The organism is Pseudomonas sp. WS 5078, from assembly GCF_012985745.1.
Classification (GTDB): Bacteria; Pseudomonadota; Gammaproteobacteria; order Pseudomonadales; family Pseudomonadaceae; genus Aquipseudomonas; species Aquipseudomonas lundensis_A.
Map to the genome: position 1 here is coordinate 1 of NZ_JAAQWX010000017.1, position 24710 is coordinate 24710.

The 24710-nt window shown below is 56.7% G+C and carries 21 protein-coding genes and 1 pseudogene; 11 read left to right on the plus strand and 11 right to left on the minus strand.

Annotated features, from left to right (window positions below):
- The 3 genes from HBN68_RS19255 to hutC form a co-directional block, all read right to left on the minus strand.
- On the minus strand, positions 1 to 165 hold a 165-nt coding region (locus HBN68_RS19255), incomplete at its 3' end, for a hypothetical protein (protein ID WP_169964518.1).
- A gap of 273 nt (positions 166 to 438) precedes the next feature.
- Positions 439 to 1017, minus strand: coding sequence for a HutD family protein (locus tag HBN68_RS19260; RefSeq protein ID WP_169964519.1), 579 nt, complete (start codon positions 1015 to 1017; stop codon positions 439 to 441).
- Positions 1014 to 1769, minus strand: a complete 756-nt coding sequence (gene hutC, locus HBN68_RS19265; RefSeq protein ID WP_169964521.1) for a histidine utilization repressor — start codon at positions 1767 to 1769, stop codon at positions 1014 to 1016. Before hutC ends, HBN68_RS19260 begins: the two co-directional genes overlap by 4 nt.
- 101 nt (positions 1770 to 1870) lie before the next feature.
- Here hutC and HBN68_RS19270 point away from each other — a divergent pair, with 101 nt between their 5' ends.
- Together HBN68_RS19270 and HBN68_RS19275 are read left to right on the plus strand one after the other, a co-directional pair.
- Positions 1871 to 3235 carry a formimidoylglutamate deiminase gene (locus tag HBN68_RS19270; protein WP_169964523.1) on the plus strand — a complete coding sequence of 455 codons (1365 nt, stop codon included), beginning with the start codon at positions 1871 to 1873 and terminating at the stop codon, positions 3233 to 3235.
- A 121-nt stretch (positions 3236 to 3356) separates the two neighbouring features.
- Entirely contained in the window at positions 3357 to 4487 is a 1131-nt protein-coding gene (locus tag HBN68_RS19275; RefSeq protein WP_169964525.1) for a hypothetical protein, read from the plus strand.
- A gap of 64 nt (positions 4488 to 4551) precedes the next feature.
- Here the strand turns inward: HBN68_RS19275 and HBN68_RS19280 are convergent, their stop codons facing one another.
- Entirely contained in the window at positions 4552 to 6489 is a 1938-nt protein-coding gene (locus HBN68_RS19280; RefSeq protein WP_169964527.1) for an ATP-dependent DNA helicase RecQ, read from the minus strand.
- Between the two features lie 1288 nt (positions 6490 to 7777).
- Between HBN68_RS19280 and HBN68_RS19285 the strand changes: the two are divergent.
- Positions 7778 to 8869: pseudogene (locus HBN68_RS19285) on the plus strand (IS630 family transposase).
- 204 nt (positions 8870 to 9073) lie between these two features.
- Here HBN68_RS19285 and HBN68_RS19290 read toward each other — a convergent pair.
- Together HBN68_RS19290 and HBN68_RS19295 are read right to left on the minus strand one after the other, a co-directional pair.
- Positions 9074 to 9769, minus strand: coding sequence for a DUF4225 domain-containing protein (locus HBN68_RS19290; RefSeq protein WP_169964530.1), 696 nt, complete (start codon positions 9767 to 9769; stop codon positions 9074 to 9076).
- The gene (locus tag HBN68_RS19295) at positions 9766 to 10236 is read right to left on the minus strand and encodes an Hcp family type VI secretion system effector (RefSeq protein ID WP_346010220.1); all 471 of its coding nucleotides are present in this window, start codon (positions 10234 to 10236) and stop codon (positions 9766 to 9768) included. Before HBN68_RS19295 ends, HBN68_RS19290 begins: the two co-directional genes overlap by 4 nt.
- Positions 10237 to 10578: 342 nt before the next feature.
- On the opposite strand from HBN68_RS19295, the gene HBN68_RS19300 reads away from it, so the two are divergent.
- Positions 10579 to 10929, plus strand: coding sequence for a DUF1493 family protein (locus HBN68_RS19300; protein ID WP_169964532.1), 351 nt, complete (start codon positions 10579 to 10581; stop codon positions 10927 to 10929).
- Between the two features lie 66 nt (positions 10930 to 10995).
- Here HBN68_RS19300 and HBN68_RS19305 read toward each other — a convergent pair whose 3' ends face one another.
- Together HBN68_RS19305 and hslO are read right to left on the minus strand one after the other, a co-directional pair.
- Entirely contained in the window at positions 10996 to 12537 is a 1542-nt protein-coding gene (locus HBN68_RS19305; protein WP_094994272.1) for a phosphoenolpyruvate carboxykinase, read from the minus strand.
- A 179-nt stretch (positions 12538 to 12716) separates the two neighbouring features.
- Positions 12717 to 13619: an Hsp33 family molecular chaperone HslO gene (hslO, locus tag HBN68_RS19310; protein ID WP_169964534.1), complete on the minus strand. Its 903-nt coding sequence runs from the start codon at positions 13617 to 13619 to the stop codon at positions 12717 to 12719.
- Positions 13620 to 13720: 101 nt separating this feature from the next.
- On the opposite strand from hslO, the gene HBN68_RS19315 reads away from it, so the two are divergent.
- Positions 13721 to 14518, plus strand: a complete 798-nt coding sequence (locus tag HBN68_RS19315) for a phosphatase PAP2 family protein (RefSeq protein WP_094994275.1) — start codon at positions 13721 to 13723, stop codon at positions 14516 to 14518.
- A 34-nt stretch (positions 14519 to 14552) separates the two neighbouring features.
- Here HBN68_RS19315 and HBN68_RS19320 read toward each other — a convergent pair whose 3' ends face one another.
- The gene (locus HBN68_RS19320; RefSeq protein ID WP_094994276.1) at positions 14553 to 14960 is read right to left on the minus strand and encodes an RNA-binding S4 domain-containing protein; all 408 of its coding nucleotides are present in this window, start codon (positions 14958 to 14960) and stop codon (positions 14553 to 14555) included.
- Between the two features lie 116 nt (positions 14961 to 15076).
- On the opposite strand from HBN68_RS19320, the gene HBN68_RS19325 reads away from it, so the two are divergent.
- From HBN68_RS19325 to rimK, 3 genes are read left to right on the plus strand one after another with little or no spacing between them, the layout of a single operon-like run.
- The gene (locus HBN68_RS19325; protein ID WP_094994277.1) at positions 15077 to 15856 is read left to right on the plus strand and encodes an EAL domain-containing protein; all 780 of its coding nucleotides are present in this window, start codon (positions 15077 to 15079) and stop codon (positions 15854 to 15856) included.
- Between the two features lie 48 nt (positions 15857 to 15904).
- Positions 15905 to 16354, plus strand: coding sequence for an ATP-dependent zinc protease (locus tag HBN68_RS19330; RefSeq protein ID WP_169964677.1), 450 nt, complete (start codon positions 15905 to 15907; stop codon positions 16352 to 16354).
- The gene (gene rimK / locus HBN68_RS19335) at positions 16351 to 17256 is read left to right on the plus strand and encodes a 30S ribosomal protein S6--L-glutamate ligase (RefSeq protein WP_047272929.1); all 906 of its coding nucleotides are present in this window, start codon (positions 16351 to 16353) and stop codon (positions 17254 to 17256) included. The genes HBN68_RS19330 and rimK overlap by 4 nt, the downstream gene beginning before the upstream one ends.
- Before the next feature lie 71 nt (positions 17257 to 17327).
- On the opposite strand, the gene HBN68_RS19340 is transcribed toward rimK, so the two are convergent.
- Together HBN68_RS19340 and ompR are read right to left on the minus strand one after the other, a co-directional pair.
- Entirely contained in the window at positions 17328 to 18641 is a 1314-nt protein-coding gene (locus HBN68_RS19340) for an ATP-binding protein (protein ID WP_094994279.1), read from the minus strand.
- Positions 18642 to 18752: 111 nt separating this feature from the next.
- Entirely contained in the window at positions 18753 to 19493 is a 741-nt protein-coding gene (gene ompR, locus HBN68_RS19345; RefSeq protein WP_047272927.1) for a two-component system response regulator OmpR, read from the minus strand.
- A gap of 359 nt (positions 19494 to 19852) precedes the next feature.
- Between ompR and HBN68_RS19350 the strand changes: the two genes are divergently transcribed.
- The 3 genes from HBN68_RS19350 (at position 19853) to gshA (ending at position 24339) form a co-directional block, all read left to right on the plus strand.
- A complete protein-coding gene (locus HBN68_RS19350; protein WP_094994333.1) occupies positions 19853 to 22174 on the plus strand; it encodes a Tex family protein in 2322 nt (773 codons plus the stop codon).
- Positions 22174 to 22557 carry a PaaI family thioesterase gene (locus HBN68_RS19355; protein ID WP_094994280.1) on the plus strand — a complete coding sequence of 128 codons (384 nt, stop codon included), beginning with the start codon at positions 22174 to 22176 and terminating at the stop codon, positions 22555 to 22557. Before HBN68_RS19350 ends, HBN68_RS19355 begins: the two co-directional genes overlap by 1 nt.
- Before the next feature lie 198 nt (positions 22558 to 22755).
- A complete protein-coding gene (gshA, locus tag HBN68_RS19360) occupies positions 22756 to 24339 on the plus strand; it encodes a glutamate--cysteine ligase (RefSeq protein ID WP_169964536.1) in 1584 nt (527 codons plus the stop codon).
- Positions 24340 to 24710: the final 371 nt, after the last annotated feature.

The window sequence follows — 24710 nt, forward strand, 5'->3', positions numbered from 1 at the left end:
GGTCGGGTTCTCGGCCACTTGCGGGTCAAGGTTGTTCATCAACATCCGCAACGGGGCTTCGGTCATCCAGCTTTTGGCCGTAAGACGGGTGCCACGGGCGGCGCGGATTTCACCTTCGCGGTGACGGGTGGACTCGGCTGGCGATTTAGGGGTTGTTGAAGTCACGGGTAACTCCTCAGCAATGGGCAGACGCACACTTATGTACTTGTACATACAAGCATATGCAAGTAAGCGGCCAATTTGGGAATTCTTCCCATGAAAATGACGAGAACCCCGAAAATAGTGGTCCGGAGCACCGTGAGGGATTTTCTGGAAGGAAAGAGAGAAGGCAGAGAGATGTTACGAGAGGAAATTTTTGCGCTGTTCTGAGGCATTCGGTAACAAACGGGCCCCAAGGTGAGCGCACAGCAGCGGCAGACCGCTGCTATGCGATATGCATCAGGCGGCACTTAACTCAATCACACAGCAGCGCCCTGTGACGGTGATTTCCAGCAACCGATCTGCATTGCTCAATTGCAGGCAATCGTAACGGCCAAGGTGTTCATGATGGGTGTTACCGACACCGACCTGGACCTGCTCGCTGGCACTGAATACCAGCACGGTGTGGGCCGAGGTGAAAAAGCGTTGCGGCGTTGTAGCCGCCAGCCATTGCAGGCGGGCGCGGAAGCGATCCGGGGCGTAAATCAGGTTGAAATCGCGGATCGGCCCATCTATCAGGGTGCAGCTCACTGCGCTTTCGCCGCTGAAGGCAAACGCATCGAACGGTAACAAGGCACGCGTGCGCGCGCCGTCCACTTGCAGATTCATGCCCGCGCCTTGTAGCACGCTGATGATGCGCTGATAGCCCTCGAACTGCGAAAAACCGCCCGACTCGCCAATGTCAGCAATCGACAGGCGCCAGCCAAAACCTTCAAGCCCCTCACCTGCATCGCGGGTGATTTCTTCGGTGCTGCCACCGCCGTTTTTCCACGGCATGCGCGGGTAATCAGCGGCGCGTAAAACGCTCAATGCATTCATTTACTGAAACGTCCTTCAAGGCGATGGCGGGAGCCGGGATGAATCAGCCGGGCCGCCGTCACGGGCTGGCGTCCCGACCAGGTCCGACGACGAACCAGCAGGCAGGGCTCGCCGGGTTCAATTTGCAGCAGCTTGCACTCTTTCGGGTCAGCCAGAATTGCTTCGACCACGTGTTCACCCTCCGTCAACGGTGCGACTTGAGACAGATAGGCGTAAGGCGTTTGCAGGGTGAAGTCCTGCTTGAGGTAATCCGGTGCTACCAGCGCATTTACGAAACGGTCCTCAATTTGCACAGGAATTCCATTCTCGTAATGCACGATCAACGAATGAAAAACCTTTTGCCCTTCGCGCATGTCCAGCACCGCCGCACGTTCGGAGCCGGCAGCTTCTTCGCCCAGGCTGATGACCTTGCAGCTGTGCTCATGGCCACGGGCGGCAATCTCGTCAGCGATGTTGTTAACTTCAAACAGTGCAGACTGGGTTTTGGGCTCGGCCACAAATGTGCCGACCCCTTGCATGCGGACCAGCAAGCCGTCAGCTGTCATTTCACGCAAAGCGCGGTTAATGGTCATACGGCTGAAGCCCAATTGGCTGACCAGCTCGCTTTCCGAAGGCACACGGTAATGCGGCGGCCAGTTACCACTCTTGATTTGTTGAGTGATCATCTGTTTAACGCGGGCGTACAGGGGCGCCGGACTATCGCCCATTTGGGCAGCCAGCGGGTTCACGGCAGGCGGAGTCGGCACGGGCATTCCTTGTTGATGAGTAAAGATGCGTAGCTTGCCGGAGTTTACCGAGCAGGCAAACGTCTGTATATGTATATACAAATAACAAACAATAGGGTGCGAAACCGATGTCCGTCTACTTTGCCGAACGTGCGCTGTTATCCACAGGCTGGGCGACCAATGTCCGAATAGAGATCGGTGAAGATGGCCGGCTCGCGACAATCCAGCCCGATGCCCACGCGCAAGGAGCCGAACGCTTGAATGGCCCATTGTTGCCAGGCATGCCCAACCTGCATTCCCATGCGTTCCAGCGTGCCATGGCCGGTTTGGCGGAAGTGGCTGGCAACCCCAATGACAGTTTTTGGACATGGCGCGACTTGATGTATCGCCTTGTCGGCGAAATCAGCCCGGAACAGTTGGGCATCATCGCCCGCCAGTTGTACATCGAGATGCTAAAGGCCGGTTATACCTCGGTGGCTGAATTTCACTACGTTCACCACGACCTATCAGGTAAGCCCTACACGAATCCGGCCGAGCTGGCGTTAAGAATCAGTGAGGCCGCACGCTATACGGGCATAGGTCTGACGCTGCTACCGGTACTTTACACACACGCCGGATTTGGGGGCCAAGCGCCAAATGACGGCCAGCGGCGTTTCATCAACAGCACAGAGCATTACCTGAAATTGCAGCAACAGTTAGCGCCGTTGCTGGCCGGGCAACCGGCTCAAGCCCTGGGCGTGTGTTTTCACTCGTTGCGCGCTGTGACCCCGGAGCAAATCCATGAGGTCATGAGCGCCAGCAATAGCACGTGCCCGGTACACATACACATCGCGGAACAGCAGAAGGAAGTGGATGACTGCCTGAGCTGGAGCGGCAAACGTCCGATCGAGTGGTTGTATGACAACGTTGAGGTCGATGCACGCTGGTGCCTGGTGCATGCCACCCACGCCAACGCTGACGAAGTGACGCGCATGGCGCGTAGCCAGGCCGTTGCCGGGTTGTGCCTGACCACCGAAGCCAATCTGGGCGACGGTATTTTCCCGGCAGTGAACTATCTGGCACAGGGCGGCCGCCTGGGGATTGGTTCCGACAGCCACGTCTCCTTGAGCGTGGTGGAAGAACTTCGCTGGCTGGAGTACGGCCAGCGCTTGCGCGACCAGCGCCGTAACCGGTTGCATCGCGCCGGTCAGCCCATGGTGGGGCGTACGCTGTTTGACGCGGCGCTGGCTGGAGGCGCGCAAGCCATGGGGCAACCGGTTGCCGGGCTGGCGGTAGGCCAACGCGCCGATTGGCTTGTGCTGGACGGCAACGACCCGTATCTGGCCACGGCACACGAAGATGCCATCCTCAACCGCTGGCTGTTTGCAGGCGGTGATCGTCAGGTGCGTGATGTGCTGGTCAATGGCAAGTGGGTAGTGCGTGAGGGTCACCATGCTGATGAAATCGAAAGCAGCCAAGACTTTACCCGCGTGCTCAAAGCGCTATTGGGGTAAGCCAGCAACAGTGACTGCAAACAGCTAAGGAAAGTATTCCCATAGCGGCCAAATCTCCTTCTGATGCAGGAGCTTTCCGATCGTTACCTTGCGTTCTCTCCAATGAACGCAAGGATTTATCGTGACTACAGTAACTGTTTATTTCTGCGGCACCGGCTCCACCAAGTTCGACGCGACCCACGAGAACTATTGGAATGGCGAGCTGATTTCGACGCTGGCGTCCCACAGCACAGGTCGAGAATTTGCTGAGTGGATCGTCGTCGATGGCCCCGGCAGCGGCAACTTGCAAGCCGATGAGATGTTCGTGCAGAACAAGGAATACGGCATGACCGGCAGCCTGTTCGGCAACGGCTGGGAAGAGAACGTGAAGCACGCGCTGAGCATTCTCAAAGGCAAGTGCGAATGGCAACGCGAGAAGCTCACCGAAGCGGAATATAACCGTCTCAAAGCGGCCGGCATCCCGATCGAAGACGTGACCGTTACCGGTTCATGGATGTGGCGCAAATACGATTACGGCAACCGCAGCGTGACCCAGCAACAATTGCAAGAGCAGCTGATCAAAACCTTCCGCAAGGACGGCGTGATTCCGACCAAGGTCAATCTGGTGGGCTGGAGTCGCGGCGCCGTCAGTTGCCACATGTTGGCTAACGCCATGCTCAACGACAGTGAGCTGAAAAACATTGCGGTCAACATTTTCGCCGTGGACCCGGTGCCGGGCCCGCTTAACTTCCAGAATTCGCGGGTTGAGCTGGGTAAAAACGTTCAGGAGTACGTGGGCTTTTTCGCCCGTGACGAACGCTCCAAAGGGTTTTCTTGCGTGGTCCCGGAAACGGCATCCAATACGCGCGTCCACATTTACCCAATGGCCGGGCGCCATGCCACGCTGGTGGGCAACGCTGCGCCTGATGGTGACAAAGGCGCCAAGGTGCTGGTCGCGCCAGGGATGGTGGTGCGTCATTTCGCAGAAACCTGCCTGACCCGCTGGGGCGTGGCGCTGGATAAGCGCTTGAACCTGTCTGCTGCGGATCTGGAAGCCCAGCACAAAGCCATCGTCAGTGACGATGCGAAATACGCCGCGATGCATAAGTATTCCTACACCAAAATCACGGAGTCGGAGAAAAACGAACGTTACGCATCACTGGGCAGCAAAGGCATCGCCTTCAGCGCCATTAAAGGTGCGCCTTACCAGCCAGTGGCCGGTTTGTCGCAGAGCCTTGCGTACAGCCCCAACACCTACAAAGACATCCTTTGATGTAACGCGTTGAAACCAACCCTCAGGGATGGGGGTTGGCACGTTCGTGTGCCTGAGGTTCGGGTCAAGCCCCTTGCACATACCGCGCGGCCCAATCGCGAACTTCAGCGTAGGGATACAGCTCAAGGGCGGCAAACCCCGGAATGGCACGGGCTTTCATCTTGGTAAACATGGGCACGCTGATACCGCACAAGAAGCGGGTCAGCCGTTCTGCCGGGGGATAACAGCCCGTGTATTCCTGATGCCTGTGGATAAACGGGCCGCATAAGCCTTCAACGTTTTTATCCACAAGCGGCGCAAGCGGTGGCGGCTCAGGCAATTGCGCCACCTGCCCGGCACAAACCGAACAATGCCCGCAACGTTGCGGTGCATTGTCGTCGCCAAAATACTGCGCCAAGCGATAGCTCAAGCACGTGTCGCTGGCAAACAGCGCCAACATGGCGTGAATGCGCGCGATTTCTGCACGTTCATGGGCCGTAAAGTAGCGATGCAGCTCCAGGCTCAGCGCATCCACGTCCACCTCGTTCACCAGCACGCTGTAAACGTCGGTCATCTGCTTACTTTCGAGCTCAATCCAGCCTTTCTCCTGAAAATAGTCCAGCGCCTTGACCACGCGATTGCGCTCAGCCTGATGCTGTTCATACAGCGCATCGAAATTTACCGTCCACCAGGTTCGGGCGCGGCTGGAGGTCTGAATGATGCCCGACACAAAATCCCGGCGTTCGCCTTCAAACTGGGCCAACAAGGCCTCGGGCTCGATCAGGCACTTGAAACGGTACTCCGCGAAGTAGGCATAGCGCGGTGCAATCAGGCCACGCAGTTCCAGTTGCACCAACAGGGTTTTCAGGGGCAACTGACGGATATTGCTCTGATCGGACAAGGGCAGGAGCATAAATTCCCACTGACCCTCCGCGATTGCCGCACGCACGTCTTCCAGTACCGTGCGAATGCCTTGCAGCTCGGGGGTGTCGCCATAGACGAAGTTCTCCAGCACATTGAGGCTGTCCCGGTTGGCCAGCACCAAGCAATCCGACGCTTGGCCATCGCGCCCTGCCCGCCCGATTTCCTGGCTGTAATTTTCGATCGACTTGGGCAGGTCAAAATGCACCACATTGCGGATGTCACTTTTGTCGATGCCCATGCCAAAGGCGATGGTGGCAACGATGCAGTTCAACTGCCCGCCCATGAACTGACGCTGAATACTTTCGCGCTGATCGTGGGGCAAACCGGCGTGATAGGCACTGGCGCTGACGCCGTGCTGATTCAGGTGCTGAGCGATGTGCTCGGCCGTCTTCTGCAAGGTGACGTAGACAATACTCGGTTGGCCCTGACGCTCTCCCATCCACTGCACCAACCGCTGGCGCTTGGCAGCACCGGTGACAGGTTCGACCCACAGATTGAGGTTAGCGCGGTAAAAACCGGTGGTGACGACATCGGCTTCAGCAATCGCGAACTTGGTTTGCATGTCCACAATGACCGCAGGCGTGGCGGTGGCCGTAAGCAACAACACTTGTGGGATATTGAACTGGCGCTGATAGTCCGGAAGCTTCAAATAGTCGGGTCGGAAGTTATGGCCCCATTCCGAAATACAGTGCGCCTCGTCCACCACCAGCAAAGAAATCGGAACCTGCTGCAGAAAATTTCGGAAGCGCTCGTTTTTCAAACGCTCAACCGAAATCATCAAAATTTTCAACTCCCCCGACTTGGCCCGCGCCATCACCGAACTGGCTTCATCGCGACCTTGTGCCGAGTCAATACTGGCCGCCGGGATGCCGTGGCGCTGGAGAAATGCCAGTTGATCCTGCATCAGCGCCAGCAGTGGCGAGACCACCAACGTCAGATGCGGCAACAGTAGAGCAGGCAGCTGGTAGCACAGCGACTTCCCGGAGCCCGTGGGGAAAATCGCAGCCGCTGAGCGCCCCGCCAACACCGCACGGATGGCCGCCTCCTGGCCGGGACGAAATTGTGGATAACCGAAAACCTGTTCCAGGGTGTTGTGCATCACTGTCACTCCATTGACCGTTGCAAAGCCCGCCAGGCTAACGCCCGCTGCGCAACGGATCGAGAAAAGGTCAGGGGAAATTGAAAGGGAATGATACAGGGTCGAGTTCAACTGTTCGGTGTTGATCTACGAAGGCAGACCTTCAGCCAGGGATACCCCCTGCCCTGCTGTGCTGATGGGTTGAGCGCTGCACAGCGATCGCAACTTCTTGCCTCGACCAGCCCCCTCAAGCGCTTAAGCCCGGTCACCATAGAGTCATTAATGCCGCGAGCCACGATCTTTCAGCGAGTAGCCGAGACGGGTGCATATCCAACCTGGCGGTTTTACTCCTGCTATTGCTACGAACATCCAGGGTCGTTGGATGTTGAAAAGTAGACATTTTTACTGGATGCACTCCCGTCTGCCACCCAAGAACTCTCTGCTTGATGGACGCGGCGGGCAAATACGCCGGGGTATTGATTAACCTCCTTGGTCTACAATCTAGTTCAGCGTCAGAACGAAAATTAAAGTCTGCCGATGCCGTTGCCCAAGCCCGTCTCGACGAACACATCTGGGAAGAGGCGACCTTCATACTGGCGCCGAGGGCATTCACACGCTCCAACGCTATCTGCATCTGGTTAACCCGCGTCGCCCGCAACAGCAATAAAAAAGGCCTGCTGTCAGTGCGACCCCTACCAACCTTGAGACGATCAAAGCGACGCACTGCGGCAGCTTGACATCATTCGCAACTGTCGAGGCTCTGAAGGCGGAGGAGTGAGCTGACGGACTTTAAGCCCGCGAGAGGCGGTGCAGGCCTATCGGCCAGCGCCTAAATCCGAAAAACTTGCAAGTAATCGAATTTAACGGGAGGAACAGGCGGTATGAAATGGGAAAACTTACGCTATTACACAATTGTCATACTGATGGTTTTATCTTCCGGCGTATTCAATACCATGATCATTATTTGGGTGATCGAACAATTCACCACCCTCCATCAGAACATTTATTGGGAAACAGCCATTGTTATTTATACCGCTATCAGCATAGTAGGGCTACGCTATGCCATACCTAGATTTAGAGGTGTGATATAGAGACTAATACCCTCGTCGCCACCTCAAACTGAAGGGCATGCATGATAAAAAATACAAGAAAACTCCCAAACGCTCGTAAACATACCAAAAAGTGATCACTCATATGAAAGGTCTACGTTACTACGTGACCGAAACGCGCCTAGTGGCCTGAGCGGTTAATTTATCTATCTAATGGTAACGATATACTGTGCGTCCAATGTCATGGATTGGTTATGCGCATGGCCCGACCGACTTCCCCCCTTCGCTTTAATGCCTTCTGATCTCATCGCCCTGCAAGGTTGGTTGCGTATGAGTACGCTGGAACAGAGCCTCGCCCAGCGAGCGCGTATCCTGCTTCTACTGGCTGACGGATTGACGCCCAAGGCCGTCAGCGAGCAGTTGCAGGTTACGCCGCCGACGGTATTCAAGTGGCGAAAACGTTATCTGGAGGCGGGAATCGAAGGGTTGAGCGATATGCCGCGCAGCGGCCAGCCACTCAAACTTGGGCCCGATAAAATCAATGAAATCCTGACACTGACTACCCGGCGTGTACCCCAGGAGGCCACTCACTGGAGCGTCCGTTTGATGGCCAAGTATGCGCGGGTTACCACGTGGCAGGTTCGGCAGGTCTGGGCCGCTTCCGACCTCAAACCCCATCGTCTTAAGACCTTCAAAATCAGCAACGATCCTCATTTCGCCGACAAGGTAGTCGACGTGGTCGGGCTCTATCTGAACCCACCGGATAATGCCCTGGTGTTGTCGGTTGACGAAAAACCCAGATCCAGGCGTTGGATCGCACCCAACCGATGCTCCCGCTACGCCCAGGTCAAGTTGAACGCCGGACGCATGATTACAAGCGCCATGGTACGGCGAGTCTGTACGCGGCTTTCGACATCATGACCGGCCAAGTAACCGGACGGATTACCCAGCGCCATCGAGCCAAAGAGTTTCTGGCTTTCCTGCAACAGATTGAACGCAGCACGCCAGCCGGACTGGATCTGCATGGGATTCTAGATAACAGTTCGACCCACAAAACGGCTGTAATCAAGCAGTGGCTGGAAAAGCATCCGCGTTTCAAATTGCACTTCACACCAACCAGCGCGTCTTGGCTGAACGCCGTGGAAGGCTGGTTTGCACAACTGGAAAGACGAGCGCTCTACCGGGGTGCCTTCACCAGCGTCGCCGACCTAAAGGTGGCTATCCGTCAATTTATCGAGGCTCATAATGAGCATTCAGCCAAGCCGTTCAAGTGGAATAAAACGGCTGAGGCCATCATTAGCTCGGTATATAAAGCGAAGCTGAGCGTGATAAAAAATAAATTAATGGATTAACCGCTCAGGGCACCAGTGATGGGCGGATCAAAAAGTTGCTCCTCATTAATCACTTGACCAATAAACAGATCGCCCACTTTAAAGACGCTGGATTGATTTAACTTTTTATTGTATTCATGCAGCCATTGACGTTATTGGCATGAGTTATGTAACCCTGAGCTTTCGGGGGATGGCTATAAACACTCTTACACTGACACTACCACCTTATTTTTCAGCAGCGTCATCTGGTTTCATGGCAGTGTAAAGAGACTGTATTGTGATGCTATCGACAAGGGCTTCTAGCGCCAGGGATAGCTTCCCTGTTTGTTTGTATGCTCGTTCATAATCGTCCGCGATAGTACGAAACAGCTTAAACGCACCGTCTTTGCGAACCTGCCTACCAAGCCCAATACCTGACACGATCAAGTCGACAGAATAATAGGCCATATCACCACTGTAATCCCCCTGAAATTTATCTCTGTAAAGCTGTCTCACAGGACCCACAGTATCATTATTACCGTTATATATATTCAAAACCCCTTCATGTATGTTGTTGTAGCCGTGCCCCATCATATATACACCATAAGGAGCCCCCAGACCTCTACTCGCGATTGTTATCTCAGCCCCTGTTTTTATTTGCACAAGACCTCCCGCAATGCCGATGCCGTTTTTAGCGTAGAACATCACTTTTTCGGCCAGCTGGTCGTACTCATCCCTCAACTCTTGAACACCTTCCCAAGCACTGATAACGCCCTCACTTACGTCCCGGATAACAGCATTCACATAATGGGCAATCACTGCGCTGAATTTGATTTGCAAGACACTGTCAGGCAGATACGTACCGCTTGAAGTACAGCCGAAAGACATCAGATCTGTTGCCGATTTAGTCACATCATGAATGTCATAGTGTTGGTCGCTCATAGTTGGACTTCCCAGGTACTGTATGAACTGGTACCCGCTAGTACGTGTGTCCACGTAGTATCGCGATAACGGATAGCAATAATTTCTTGTGGCTGACCGTCTGCCATATTGATGCTATGAGGGACGTGTGCGTTCATATAGGCAATCCGAGCGCCGGCCAAACGAACCGTAAAGTACTTTTCCTGACTACCTATCGAAGACGTACGGTAAAAATCAATGGAGCATTCGATTTCTTCCCCATCATGCAATGCCCCGGCAATCAATGGCGAAGATTTGTCGATGTTCTTGGTGATGACAACTGGCTTGTGTTGCCCGCGTCCGCCAGTGACGCTCCCATCACTACCTGCCACCATGTCGTGGGAATACGCTAACACCATGATTTCATCAAAGTGACCCACTTGGCATTTATTACCGATTGAATCTTGGCTGGAGCAGCCGGAAGAGATGAGCCCTTGTTTTTTTTCCAATGATTGACATGTAACCATGATGAGCCATTTTTACCCCCCCCCCGAGTTGGCTAATCACTGTATGGCAGGAAGTAGCAATCAGTTGTAGGAATAATCCTTAAGTTCAACCAAAGACACAAAACCGAGGTTTGCATTCCGCTCTGAAGCTTGAGCGGTTAAACGGCAGCCAATGTAAGCACGCGCAAACCGAATGCAGGCCGACGAGGCTGAAGGTAAGCTCGCCCGCAATGACGGTGAGCCGAACACTGCGCTTATGACGAGCACGGCCATTTTCGATTGCAAGCCGGTACAACTGGGTAACGGCGTTGTACTTCATCAACCTTGGGTTTACGGACACACCACATGAAACTCGCCACCGACCTCCCCGACACGCCCGCCTTGCGTGAGCTGATGCAATTGCTGCATGAAGAAATCGGTCTGCCAGAGCACAAAACCGTCAGCCTGAAGACGTCGATCAACCTTGACCTGGGCTGCAATGGCCGGGATGCCCAACAGTTGATGGAGGCGCTGGAAGAGCGCTTCGGGCTGACGCTGGAGGATTACGACGCCTATCGCTACTTTCAGCCTGCGGGGCATGACCCGCATCTCAAGCGCAGTGCCAAGGGCCGCGAAAGCAAAGTGCCCTTGACGATTGGCATGCTGTACGCGGCAATTGTGGCGCAGCACTGGGACACCGACAGCCTTGAAGCCTGATTAACAGGTACAAAAAAGCCGCCTTCTCAGGCGGCTTTTTGGTCAATCAGCATTCGGTACGAAGGTTTACGCCTTCGGACCGGCAGCCTTGATTGCATCGCTCACGTCGAACTTCTTGAAGTTTTCGGTGAACAGACCAGCCAATGCTTTGGCGGCTTCGTCGTACGCGGCTTTGTCAGCCCACGTGTTGCGCGGGTTGAGCAGTACAGTGTCGACGCCCGGTACGGCTTTTGGCACGTCCAGGTTGATGATGTCCAGGTGCTCGGTTTCAGCACCGATCAGCGCGCCGCTCTGGATCGCAGCGATCACGGCACGGGTGGTCGGGATGTTGAAACGCTTGCCTACGCCGTAGCCACCGCCGGTCCAGCCGGTGTTGACCAGGTAAACCTTGGAGCCGAAACCGCGGATACGTTTGATCAGCAGCTCAGCGTATTCACCGGCAGGACGCGGGAAGAATGGCGCGCCGAAGCACGTCGAGAACGTCGACTTGATGCCGCTGCCCGAACCCATTTCAGTCGAGCCTACCAGTGCGGTGTAGCCAGACAGGAAGTGGTAAGCCGCTTGTTCTTCGCTGAGGATCGACACTGGCGGCAGTACGCCAGTCAGGTCACACGTCAGGAAGATCACGGCGTTAGGTTCGCCACCCAGGTTCAGCGGGGCGCGCTTTTCAATCAGTTCACGCGGGTAAGCGGCGCGGCTATTCTGCGTCAGGCTGTCATCCGCATAGTCAGGCTTTTTGTTGGCGTCGAGTACGACGTTTTCCAGAACGGCGCCGTGCTGGATCGCTTTCCAGATGACCGGCTCGTTTTTCTCGGACAGGTCGATGCACTTGGCATAGCAACCGCCTTCGATGTTGAACACCACGCCCACACCCCAACCGTGTTCGTCGTCACCGATCAGGTAACGGCTTTCATCAGCCGACAAGGTGGTTTTACCGGTGCCGGACAGACCGAAGAACAGGGTCACGTCGCCGTCTTCGCCCATGTTGGCCGCGCAGTGCATCGGCAGGACGTCAACGGCTGGCAGCAGGAAGTTCTGAACCGAGAACAGGGCTTTTTTCATTTCGCCGGCGTAACGCATGCCAGCGATCAATACTTTTTTGGCCGCGAAGTTGATGATCACGCAACCGTCAGAGTGGGTGCCATCACGCTCAGGCTCGCACACGAAGTTCGGTGCGTTGATCACTTGCCACTCATCTTTGCCAGCCGGGTTGTATTGTTCCGGGTTGATGAACAGGCAACGACCAAACAGGTTGTGCCAAGCGGTTTCGGTGGTCATTTTCACGGGCAGGTAGTGCGCCGGGTCAGAACCTACATGAACGTGGGAAACGAAACGCTCGCGCTCACCGAGGTAGGCCGCAACGCGGTCCCACAGTGCGTCGAACTTGTCAGCCGGGAACTTGCGGTTGATCGGGCCCCAGGCAATGGCGTCCTGGGTGGTAGGCTCTTCAACGATGAAGCGGTCAGCTGGCGAACGGCCGGTACGGTGGCCCGTTTTAACAACCAGTGCGCCATTGTCGGCAAGCTCACCTTCACCACGGCTCAGGGCTTCTTTGACCAGATCGTCGATGCTCAGATCGGTGTACACGGCGTTATTAGCTTGCGTCATGAGGTTCCCCGTCGGCCATTGGCCGATTGCGCCAAACGTTTTGTAGTAGAAAATTTTGCACTACTACCGCGAAAAAAGTGGGCCGGATTATGCCAGAAACGCCCAAAAATAGTAGGCCCCACCTGTCAGAACCGCGTTATACCGGGCTTTGACAGGGGTTTTACCTGCGCTGAAACGTTTTAGTGGTGAGTGCCTGAAGGCGTCTCTACACCGGCGCCCGCGAACAATTGATCGACGTCTGCTGCATCGAACAGGTAGCGCTCGTTACAGAATTGGCAATCGATTTCAATATGACCGCCATGTTCTTTGACGAGCGCAAGCGCATCGTCATGACCCAGGCTGGACAATGCATTGCCAGACCGCTCGCGCGAGCAACTGCATTTGAACTCGATGCATTCATCGACAAAAACGCGTACTTCTTCTTCGTGGAACAAACGCACCAGGATGGTTTGGTTATCCAGCCCCAACAGCTCTTCAACCTTCAGGGTATCGCCCAGCGCATTCAGGCGGTTCCAGCACTCCGCACGTTCGTCTTCGTCTTTGATGACTTCGGCAGGCAGTTGCTGCAAGAGCATGCCACGCGCGCGCTTTCCATCAGCCGCGAGCCAGAAACGGGTAGGCACCTGGTGCGACATCACGAAGTAATTGGTGAAACAGGCCGACAGATCATCGCCGTCCAGGTCCACGATGCCCTGATAGCGCTTGCCGATGGTCGGGTCGATGGTCAGGGCCAGAACCCCGTTGGGCATCAGGTCGCTGAGGGTCGCGTCCGGTTTGATCTGGTCCGCGTCAAATCGGGCCAGCCCGCGAATTTCATGGTGGCTGGTGATTTCAATCATCAGCAACGGAACGGCGCCTTCGGAACGGGCTTGCAGGCTCAGCAAACCGTCGAACTTCAAGGTGCTGACCAGCAACGCCGCAGCAGCCATCAGCTCGCCCAGCAGTTGTTGAACCGGCTCAGGGTAGGCGTGCTTGGCCAAGACCTCAGCGTAGCTGTGATCCAGCGAAACCAGCTCGCCGCGGGTGTCGCTGTTGTCAAAAATGAAACGTTGCGTGAAGTCGGTTTTGCGTAAATCTGACATAGGAATAGGGTTCTAAATTGGTGACAAAATGTGTTCGAGTCTTTATAAAGGCGCGTTTTTAGCACCTATCGGGTGCAAAGACCCAGCCAAGGGGGCATGTCATGAACAATCCCACTCTGTTCCAAACAAGGTGGAACCTCGGAGCCCTAGCGGGGTGTAATTTACTCGCTCTGGGGCTTTTGTGTTTCTGGTTATGGCCATTCGGCCAAATTCTCTGCCTGACTTTCGACGACTGGTTGTTCCATCTGCTCAATCGTCCATTGGCTGATAACCCTATATGGCTCCACATGTGGGCAGTTGCAAGTCTTCGCCCTTTCGATGTGGTTGTCGGCGTGATCATGCTGGCTTTGCTGATCAAAGGTAATTGGGTGTTTGAAGCCACTCAGGTGCGTCGCGCGCTGTTTGGTTTTCTGGCGATCCTGTTGCTGCTGGTGGTGATCCGCGCGCTGTTTTCCAAACTCACCGCCGCGATGGGTTGGCAGCACAACAGCCCGTCGATGGTGTTTGAAGACGCCATTCACCTGAGCGATTACTTCCCCGGCCTGGAAAAAACCTGGGAGCTCAAAGACCGCTCCAGCCAGAGTTTTCCGGGCGATCACGCCTCTGTGCTGTTGATTTGGGGCCTGTTCATGAGCGTGTTCAGCCGCAACGCTGGCCAGAAAGTCGTGATTTGGGGCCTGACGCTGCTGTTCATGATGCCGCGGCTCGTGGCCGGCGCCCACTGGGGCCAGGACGACTACATCGGCGGCTTGCTTCTGGCCTTGCTGGCGTTGGGCTGGGGCTATTACACCCCGTTCGCGGCCCGGGCGTCGGATCTTCTGCTGCGCGTGACAGCGCCGATCTTTTCGCTGTTGCAGCGTCTGCCACTGGTGTCTCGCATGAGCATCGTGCGCGGTTAAGCAACCCGCGTTGGCATGCGGTTCAAACGCCGCTCTACTCGGCGCCGCTGGCATCATGAAACTGATGCAGTTGGCGCCGTTGTTTTTTAGTCGGTTTACCTTCCGTAGTGATCCCCATTGCACCGGATTTACGCATCGCGGCAGCGTGCTCGCGTTTAGCGATGCTTTGCGCTGTTTCGGCGTACAACAATTGCGCTTGCGGTGCGCCACCACGCACGACTGAGAGCGCTTTGACTTCTACCGTTCGCTCTTCCAGGCCCACACGAATCTGCAGCTCATCGCCTACCCGCGGTTCTTTACTGGGTTTGCAGCGCTCACCTCGACAATGGACTTTGCCACTTTCAATGGCCGCCTTGGCCAGTGCCCGGGTTTTGAAAAAACGCGCCGCCCACAACCATTTGTCCAAACGGACCTTATCGTCTTCTTCTTGCTTCTGAGCCATTGGAATTCCTCTTCTTTGGCAGGGTCAGAACTGTACTACCGTTTCTAACGAATAGATGAATCTGGCACCCGGCTAGAATGCCGCTCCTCTCAGCGCCTTTGGCGAGGTTATGTCCCATGACGTTTTTCCCCGATTCCCTGACGGGCGCCAAAAGCCGCTGCGACGCTTGCCGGCAAGCCACGCCGCTGGGGTTCGATTTTCAGTTTGCCTACCAACCGATCGTGGACCTGCGCGATCAATCGGTGTTTGCTCACGAGGCACTGGTCCGAGGCCCGTCCGGTGAAGGCGCGTTCGAGGTATTGCAGCAAGTTAATGACACCAATCGTTACCGCTTCGACCAGGCGTGTCGCACCCGCGCGATCAAGGGTGCGGCCACGCTGGGCATGCAGCAACATCTATCAATCAATTTCATGCCCAACGCGGTCTATCGGCCAGAACTGTGCATTCGCAGTACCCTGGAGGCCGCCAAAGCCCATGATTTCCCGCTCGACAAGCTGATTTTCGAAACGCTGGAAAGCGAACACATAGATAACTATCGCCATTTGACCCATATTCTGCGTGAATACCGCGAATTCGGTTTCAAGACAGCGATCGACGACTTCGGAGCCGGCTATTCGGGGCTCAATTTATTGGCGGATTTTCAACCTGACCTGATCAAGCTCGACATGGCACTCATCCGCGATGTCGATCAGGACCGTGCGCGTCAGGCCATTGTGCGCGGCGTTGTCATGATGTGTTCTGAATTGAACGTTACAGTCATAGCCGAAGGCATCGAAAGCGCTGGCGAGAGGGATTTCCTGGCCGATTGTGGAATATTTTTGATGCAGGGTTACTGGTTCGCCCGACCTGCATTCCAAGCGTTGGCCGAGGTTCGTCCTGCGGCCTGGATACGTTAATCGCGGTTACTCATATTGAAGACATTTGATCATCTGACCGTTGTCGGTCTGCGCGAGTGGGTGGCGCTTCCCGATTTGGGAGTCGCAGGCTTGCGCGCCAAAATCGACACCGGTGCCAGTACTTCCAGCCTGCACGCCACTGAAATCGAGCCTTTTGTGCGCGACGGTGTCGAGTGGGTGCGTTTCAACGCGCATTTGGGCACGCTGGTGCAACTGCGTCACCGCCGTTGCGAAGCCCCGTTGGTGGCGATAAAAACCATTAAAAGCTCGAACGGGCATACGCAAGTGCGCTATGTGATCCGCACCAGCCTCGCGCTGGGTGATCGGGTCTGGCCGGTGGAGTTCACCCTCGCTTGCCGCAAGTCCATGCGTTACCGTTTGCTGCTCGGCTCGAAAGCCCTGATCGATGGCCAATTGGTCGTTAATCCGGGCCTCAAATACGTTCAAGACAAACCGGTTTTTCCGGTCACTACCCTTTCTGCCACAGGTGCTGCATGAAGATCGCTGTGCTGTCGCGTAACCCGCGTCTGTATTCCACTCGTCGCCTGGTTGAAGCCGGGACAGAACGAGGCCACGAAATGGTGGTGATCGATACCCTGCGTGCCTATATGAACATCGCCAGCCACAAGCCGCAGATCCACTACCGGGGCAAGCCGCTGGAAGGCTTCGATGCCGTGATTCCGCGCATTGGTGCCTCGGTCACGTTTTACGGCTGCGCGGTGTTGCGTCAGTTCGAAATGATGGGGGTTTTCCCGCTGAACGAATCGGTGGCCATCGCCCGCTCGCGGGACAAACTGCGCTCCCTGCAATTGCTGTCGCGGCGTGGGCTGGGGTTGCCGGTGACGGGTTTTGCGCACTCACCGGATGACATCCCCGACCTGATCGAAATGGTCAATGGCGCCCCCTTGGTGATCAAGGTACTAGAAGGCACACAAGGCATCGGCGTTGTCCTGTGCGAAACCGCTACGGCGGCAGAATCCGTGATCGAAGCCTTCATGGGCCTCAAACAAAACATCATGGTGCAGGAATACATCAAGGAAGCTGGTGGCGCCGATATTCGCTGCTTCGTGGTGGGTGACAAGGTGATTGCGGCGATGAAACGCCAGGCCAAGCCGGGTGAGTTCCGCTCCAACCTGCACCGTGGCGGCAGCGCCAGCCTGATCAAGATTACCCCGGAAGAACGCATGACCGCCATTCGGGCTGCCAAGGTGATGGGGTTGAGCGTGGCGGGCGTGGACATCCTGCGCTCCAATCACGGCCCGTTGGTGCTGGAGGTCAACTCCTCACCGGGTCTGGAAGGCATCGAAACCACCACGGGCAAAAACGTGGCAGGGATCATCATTGAACATCTGGAGAAAAACAGCGGGCCGAACCTGACAAGAACCAAAGGCAAAGGCTGACGCCCGTAGCCTTTCAAGAAACAACGCGAGGCTGCGTCCACCGACAGCCTCGCGCGTCCTTCGTCGCGTATTTACACCGCGCCTCGGGGCAGCATCAGCCCCAACGGCAATCTGACGCGTGCTTCAAGCCCACCCCCTGAACGGTTGCGTAACTCGACATTGCCGCCATGCATTGAGGCGATGCGCTTGACGATGGCCAACCCGAGTCCGGTCCCCTTCCCGCCGCGTGCCCGATCGCCACGAATGAACGGGTTGAAGATGTCTTCCAGTTCGCAAGGGTCGATGCCTGCGCCGCGGTCCATCACGCTGAGCACCACATACGGCGCACTCACATCGCCCGACACATAGGCAGCCACTTCCACATCTTCACCCGCATGATGCAATGCGTTGCCGATCAAGTTATTGAGCAGGCGCTTCATCGATACCCGGCGCAGCGGGAACGGCTGAATCGGTTGCAGACGCAAACGAACCCGTTCTTCGTTCTGGTTGTAAGGTGCCACGACCTCACGCACCAGCTCGCACAAGTCCACCTCTTCGACCAGTTCGTCACGGCCATCGCGAATAAAAGCCAGGAACTGATCAAGGATCGCGTCCATGTCTTCGATATCGCGCACCATGTCATCCGTCAGGTCGTTGTGGTTGCCCATCAATTCCAGCGACAACCGCAAACGCGTCAACGGTGTACGCAAATCATGGGAAACACCTGCCAGCATCAACTCTCGCTCGCGACCCGCCTGCTCCACGTCTTCGGCCATCTGGTTGAAAGCACTGTAAACCTCCGTCATCTCACTCGGCGTGTCACTGATCGGCAACCGCACGCTACGTCCCTGACCCAGTTGACGCGCGGCATACACCAAGCGCTTGAGCGGTTGATTAAGCTGGCTGACGAAAATCCACGCCGACGCAGTGGAGAGCAAGCCAATGGCCAAAAACCAGCCCAACACGCTCCATATCTTTTGCCCGCGCAGCGGGTGCGGGTAGAGCGGCACTTTCAGCCAGCCATCCCCCAGGCTCGGCGCTCGAACCCATAAGGCGGGCGGGGAATGCACACGTAAACGAACCTCGGTATCAGCCCCGAGTTCGGCTTGCATCTGACGTTGGTAAGCGCCGCTGTACGGCCAATGCTGCTCCCCCTCGGGCACACCGCCACCCACCACTCGGATCAACCCGGCAGCATCGGCAATTTTTTCGCGATTTTCTTCGTCGGCCGCCCAATAGGCACGTAGCGTGAGGGCAACGCCGTGGCTGTACTGACGATCAACCAGGACATCTTCATTCATCAACAAGTACACCAATGTCAGTGCCTTGGAGAATAGAACGACGATCAGTACCAGCCAGAGGGTGCGCGAGAAGAAACTTTGGGGAAACCAGAGAGGGGTTTTCATAGATTGATGCTTTTGCAGTTTGCAGGAGCGCGCAGGGATATTCGCAGAAATGGAATTGCGGGCCACTCAGGTAGTGAACAACCTGTGTGACCCGCTCCTACAAATGATCCATCACTTGGTGGCGTTGCCGTCGGGTACAAACACATAGCCCACGCCCCAGACTGTCTGGATATAACGCGGCTTGGAAGGATCCGGCTCAATCATGCGACGCAGACGGGAAATCTGAACATCGATTGAACGCTCCAACGCATCCCATTCACGGCCACGCGCCAGATTCATCAGCTTGTCGCGCGTCAACGGCTCGCGAGCATGCATGACCAGCGCTTTAAGCACCGCAAATTCACCGGTGGTCAGCATGTGAACTTCATCACCGCGTTTCAGTTCGCGGGTCGCCAGTGACAACTCGTAATCACCGAACGTGACGCTTTCGTCTTCGCTGCCCGGCGCGCCCGGCACGGGCGCGGACTGGCGACGCAACACCGCTTTGACCCGTGCCATCAGTTCATCGGGGTTGAATGGCTTGGCCAGATAATCGTCGGCCCCCAGTTCAAGGCCCTTGATACGGCTAAGTTCATCGCCCTTGGCCGTGAGCATGATGATTGGCACGCGATTGTTCGCAGCGCGCAAACGGCGGCAGGCGGACAGACCGTCTTCGCCTGGAAGCATCAGGTCCAATACAACAAGGTTAAACACCTCGCGGGCCAACAAACGGTCCATTTGCTCGACGTTTGGTACCGCGCGGGCACGATAGCCTTTGCTGGTGAAAAAACGTTCCAGCAGGCTGCTCAGGCCCGGGTCGTCGTCCACGATAAGAATTTTTTCGCCTTCAGCAGTGTGTGCAGTGCTGCTCATTAGATGCTCCTATGATCTCGGCGCGCATTATGGCGTAGCTGCTGTTATACGCATCGTGTGCATTGTTAGCAGATTTTTCCTTCACAGCCAGTACACAGATCAAGGCGCACGCTGCACGCAGTGCCCTGAATACGGGAACGCTGGTTATAATGCGCCGCCTTTTGTGTCAGGCAACCTCGAATTTTCAACCGCTGCGGCGCAATTATTTTTTTCAGTGCGTGCCGCAATGTGCAGACTTCACGGGTCAACAGGCTGCCCTTTTGGCCCAGGTAGCGGCGCTTTTTAAAGCCGCTCAACCAGCCTCGCAAGCCTTCAAGCCCGGGCCTGCGAGCCTGCATCACAATTTGTCAGGTGGTTTTATGGACAGCATCAACAGCCGCATCGCCGAAGAACTTGGCGTGCGCCCGCAGCAGGTCGAAGCGGCCGTCGCACTTCTGGATGAAGGCTCCACCGTACCCTTCATCTCCCGTTACCGTAAGGAAGTGACCGGCAGCCTGGATGACACCCAACTTCGTCATCTGGAAGAACGCCTGCGCTACCTGCGAGAACTCGACGAACGGCGCATCAGCATCCTCGCCAGCATCGAAGAACAAGGCAAGTTGACGCCAGAACTGGCGCGCGATATCAAACTCGCCGATACCAAAACCCGCCTTGAAGACTTGTACCTCCCCTACAAGCAAAAGCGCCGCACCAAAGGCCAGATCGCCCTCGAAGCCGGCCTCGGTGAACTGGCTGACGGCCTGTTCAATGATCCGAACCTGAACCCCGAAACAGAAGCCGCCCGTTTTGTCGACGCCGAAAAAGGCGTGGCCGACGTCAAAGCCGCCCTCGACGGCGCCAAATACATCCTGATGGAGCGTTTCGCCGAAGACGCCACCCTGTTGGACAAACTGCGCAGTTTTCTCAAGCAGGAAGCCACCCTCAGCGCCCGCGTCATCGCAGGCAAAGAAGAGGAAGGCGCCAAGTTCCGCGATTACTTCGAGCACGACGAGCCACTCAAAAGCATGCCGTCGCACCGGGCGCTGGCCATTTTCCGCGGGCGCAATGAAGGCATCCTCAGCGCGTCGCTCAAAGTGGGCGAAGAATTGCCCGGCACGATGCACCCCGGCGAGATGATGATTGCCGAACGTTTCGGCCTGCAAAACCAGAACCGTCCGGCTGACAAATGGCTGGGCGAAGTGGTGCGCTGGACGTGGAAGGTCAAGCTCTATACACACCTTGAAACCGATCTGCTGGGTGAACTGCGCGACGCCGCAGAAACCGAAGCCATCAACGTGTTTGCGCACAACCTGCACGACTTGCTGCTGGCCGCGCCTGCTGGCCCGCGCGCTACCCTTGGCCTGGACCCGGGCCTGCGCACCGGCTGCAAAATTGCCGTGGTCGATGCCACCGGCAAACTGCTGGAACACGCCACCGTGTACCCGCACGTGCCGCACAACAAGTGGGATCAAACCATCTCGATCCTGGCTGCCCTGTGTGCCAAACACGCGGTCGAACTGATCGCCATCGGCAACGGCACCGCGAGCCGCGAGAGCGACAAGCTGATCATCGACCTGATCAAAAAATACCCTGCACTGAAAGTCACCAAAGTCATGGTGTCTGAAGCCGGGGCCTCGGTGTACTCGGCATCGGAGTTGGCAGCCAAAGAATTCCCGGACCTGGACGTGTCGATCCGTGGCGCTGTTTCGATTGCGCGCCGCCTGCAAGATCCGCTGGCCGAGCTGGTCAAAATCGACCCCAAATCCATTGGGGTCGGCCAATACCAGCACGACGTGTCGCAGCTCAAGCTGGCGCGGGGTCTGGACGCCGTTGTGGAAGACTGCGTAAACGCCGTGGGGGTGGACGTAAACACCGCCTCGGTGGCGCTGCTGGCCCGGATCTCCGGCCTCAACGCCACGCTGGCGCAAAATATCGTGAACCATCGCGATGAAAACGGTGCCTTCAAAACCCGCGCGGCGCTGAAAAAAGTCAGCCGTCTGGGTGAAAAAACCTTTGAACAAGCCGCCGGTTTCTTACGCGTCATGAACGGCGACAACCCGTTGGACGGCTCGGCGGTTCACCCCGAAGCCTACCCGCTGGTCAAGCGCATTGCGTCCGACACCGAACGCGACATTCGTTCACTGATTGGTGATGCGAGCTTTCTCAAGCGTCTCGATCCGAAGAAATTCACCGATGAAACCTTCGGTTTGCCGACGGTCACCGACATTCTGCAAGAGCTGGAAAAGCCGGGCCGGGATCCGCGTCCCGAGTTCAAGACCGCCGAGTTCCAGGAAGGCGTCGAAGACCTCAAAGACTTGCAACTGGGGATGATTCTGGAAGGTGTCGTCACCAACGTGACCAACTTCGGTGCGTTCGTCGATATCGGTGTGCATCAGGACGGTCTGGTGCATATTTCGGCGCTGTCCGAGAAATTCATCAAAGACCCGCGTGAAGCAGTCAAAGCCGGTGACGTGGTCAAGGTCAAGGTGATGGAAGTCGACATCCCCCGTAAGCGGGTGGGCCTGTCGATGCGCATGAGCGACACCCCCGGCGAGAAAATTGACGGGGCGCGCGGCGCACGTCCGGGCGCTTCGGGGCGCCAGCAAAATACCGCACCGCGCAAGGAAACCGTGGCCGCGGCCCCTGCCAACAACGCCATGGCATCGCTGTTCGCCAATGCCAAGCAACTGAAAAAACGCTGATGGACATCCCGGCCGGGCTGACCCAAAGCGCGTTCAGTGAACTGATCGGCTGTCGCGTGGTGCAACTTGATGAAGGCGCGGCCCACGTCGCCCTGAGCCTTGAGCCGCACCTGCGCAACCGGGGCGGCAAACTGCATGGCGGGGTGCTGTTCAGCCTGGTCGACATCAGCATGGGGCTGGCCTGTTCCAGTACCCATGGCTTCGATCAGCAAAGCGCCACCCTGGAATGCAAGATCAACTACATCCGGGCGGTGTCCGAAGGCGAAGTGCTGTGTATCGCCAAGGTCATCCACCCCGGTCGCCGCACGCTGGTCGTTGAAGCTGACGTCTGGCAGGGCGAAAAGCGGGTCGCAAAAGCGCAAGGCACGTTCGCTGTCCTGTAGCGGTCACCCGTCGATTTAGGTTAATTTCGGCACTGCATACGCGGTGCCGAAATGCGCCTGGAGCGCCTGGGACCGACACAGGGACGGGGCTGAGCACTTCTTTTAAAAGTCAGGCGACCACGCCGGCTTCAACTTCACCCTTGTAGACCGTCCTGACCACCCCCATATTGGGGCGACTGACGCGTGAAGGAATCCAACTTGAGCCAACTTCTCAACCGCCGCCTGGCTCTGCTCAGCGAGCGCGCTAACCTCACTCTGCTGGAGCAGTGTCTGCACGGGATCGAGCGCGAATGCTTGCGCGTCACCGGCGATGCCCGCCTGGCCCAGACGCCGCACCCCGAAGAACTGGGGTCGGCCCTGACCAACGATCAAATCACCACCGACTATTCCGAGTCGCTGCTGGAGTTCATCACCCCGGCCCTGGCCGACCCGGCTGAGACGCTGGCCAGCCTCGACAAGATCCACCGTTTTGCCTACAGCAAACTCAACAACGAGTACCTGTGGAGCCCTTCAATGCCGTGCCCGTTGCCGGCCGAAGCGGATATTCCGATTGCCTACTACGGCACGTCCAACATCGGACAGCTCAAGTACGTGTATCGCAAAGGCCTGGCCCTGCGTTACGGAAAAACCATGCAGTGCATTGCCGGCATTCACTACAACTTCTCGTTGCCTGAAGCCCTTTGGCCTGTGCTGAAAGCGGCAGACGGCTTTGTGGGCACAGACCGCGATTACCAGTCGAGCGCCTACATCGCGCTGATCCGTAACTTCCGCCGTTACAGCTGGCTGCTGATGTACCTGTTTGGCGCCTCGCCTGCGCTGGACGCAGGCTTTTTGCGCGGCCGGGCTCACCAACTCGAACAACTGGACCCCGACACGCTCTACCTGCCGTACGCCACCAGCCTGCGCATGAGCGACCTCGGTTATCAGAGCAACGCTCAGGCGGGCCTGACACCGTGCTACAACGACCTCAACAGTTACACCGACAGCCTGCGTAAAGCCGTGGCAACGCCCTACGCGCCGTATGTCGAAATCGGCACGCACCAGGACGGCGAGTGGGTGCAACTGAACACCAACATCCTGCAAATCGAAAACGAGTACTACTCCAACATCCGCCCCAAGCGTGTGACCTACAGCGGCGAGCGTCCGATTCAAGCGCTCATGTCCCGTGGCGTGCAGTACGTTGAAGTGCGTTTGCTGGACATCAACCCGTTCCTGCCCGTGGGCATTGACCTGCCCGAAGCCCGCTTCCTGGATGCCTTCCTGCTGTACTGCGCCCTGCAAGAAAGTCCGCAGTTCGACAGCGCGGAGTGCGGCAGTTGCACCTCCAACTTCCTCAGCGTCGTCAAAGAAGGTCGCCGCCCGGGCCTGCAATTGCAGCGTGACGGTCAACCGGTGGACATGAAGGAATGGGCAGCCGAACTGCTGGAACAAATCGCACCACTGGCCGCGTTGCTGGATCAAAGCAAGGGTGACGATGCGCACAGCAAGGCACTGGATGAGCAACTGGCGAAAATCAAGGACGTGTCACGGACCCCGTCGGCCAAAGTGCTGGCCAGCATGGCCGAACACAAAGAAAGCTTCGCTCAGTTCTCCATGCGCCAAAGCATTGCCCACGCTGACTACTTCCGCAGCCAGGCACTCAGCCCTGAAGACCAGGACGCTTTTGAAGAAAAAGCCCGCAAATCGATTAACGACCAAATGGACATTGAAAAAACCGAACAGGGTGATTTCGACCTGTTTGTGGCGTCGTATCAGGCGAGTATTTTGGCGATCAGTAACTGAGGGATGGCAGGCAGCCCGTCAGCCAAACCCCGAAGACGTTCAGGTTTCGCCGTGTCAGAGGCGCGCACGCAAAGGTGCCGCCTCCTACACGAACTGCGGCAACGGATGGCTTCGGGGCGTTGAGTGCAGGCGTACCGTACACCGCCGCTGAAATAAACAGTGGCCGGGCCTGGAAACCCGAGTAACAATTACGCGCCTTAGCGCCATGTACCCTTCGGGGAGTTGGCGTTTTTTGTGCGTCAGTCTTCATCTTATGACGGCTGTGCGCGGGAGGTCTTCGGACCTGCCGGGTTTGCCTAATTGTCCCGGTTTCCAGCCTGCGTACAGCTGTCACCTTCGCCTGGACACGAACCTGACAGCTCTTAAACATA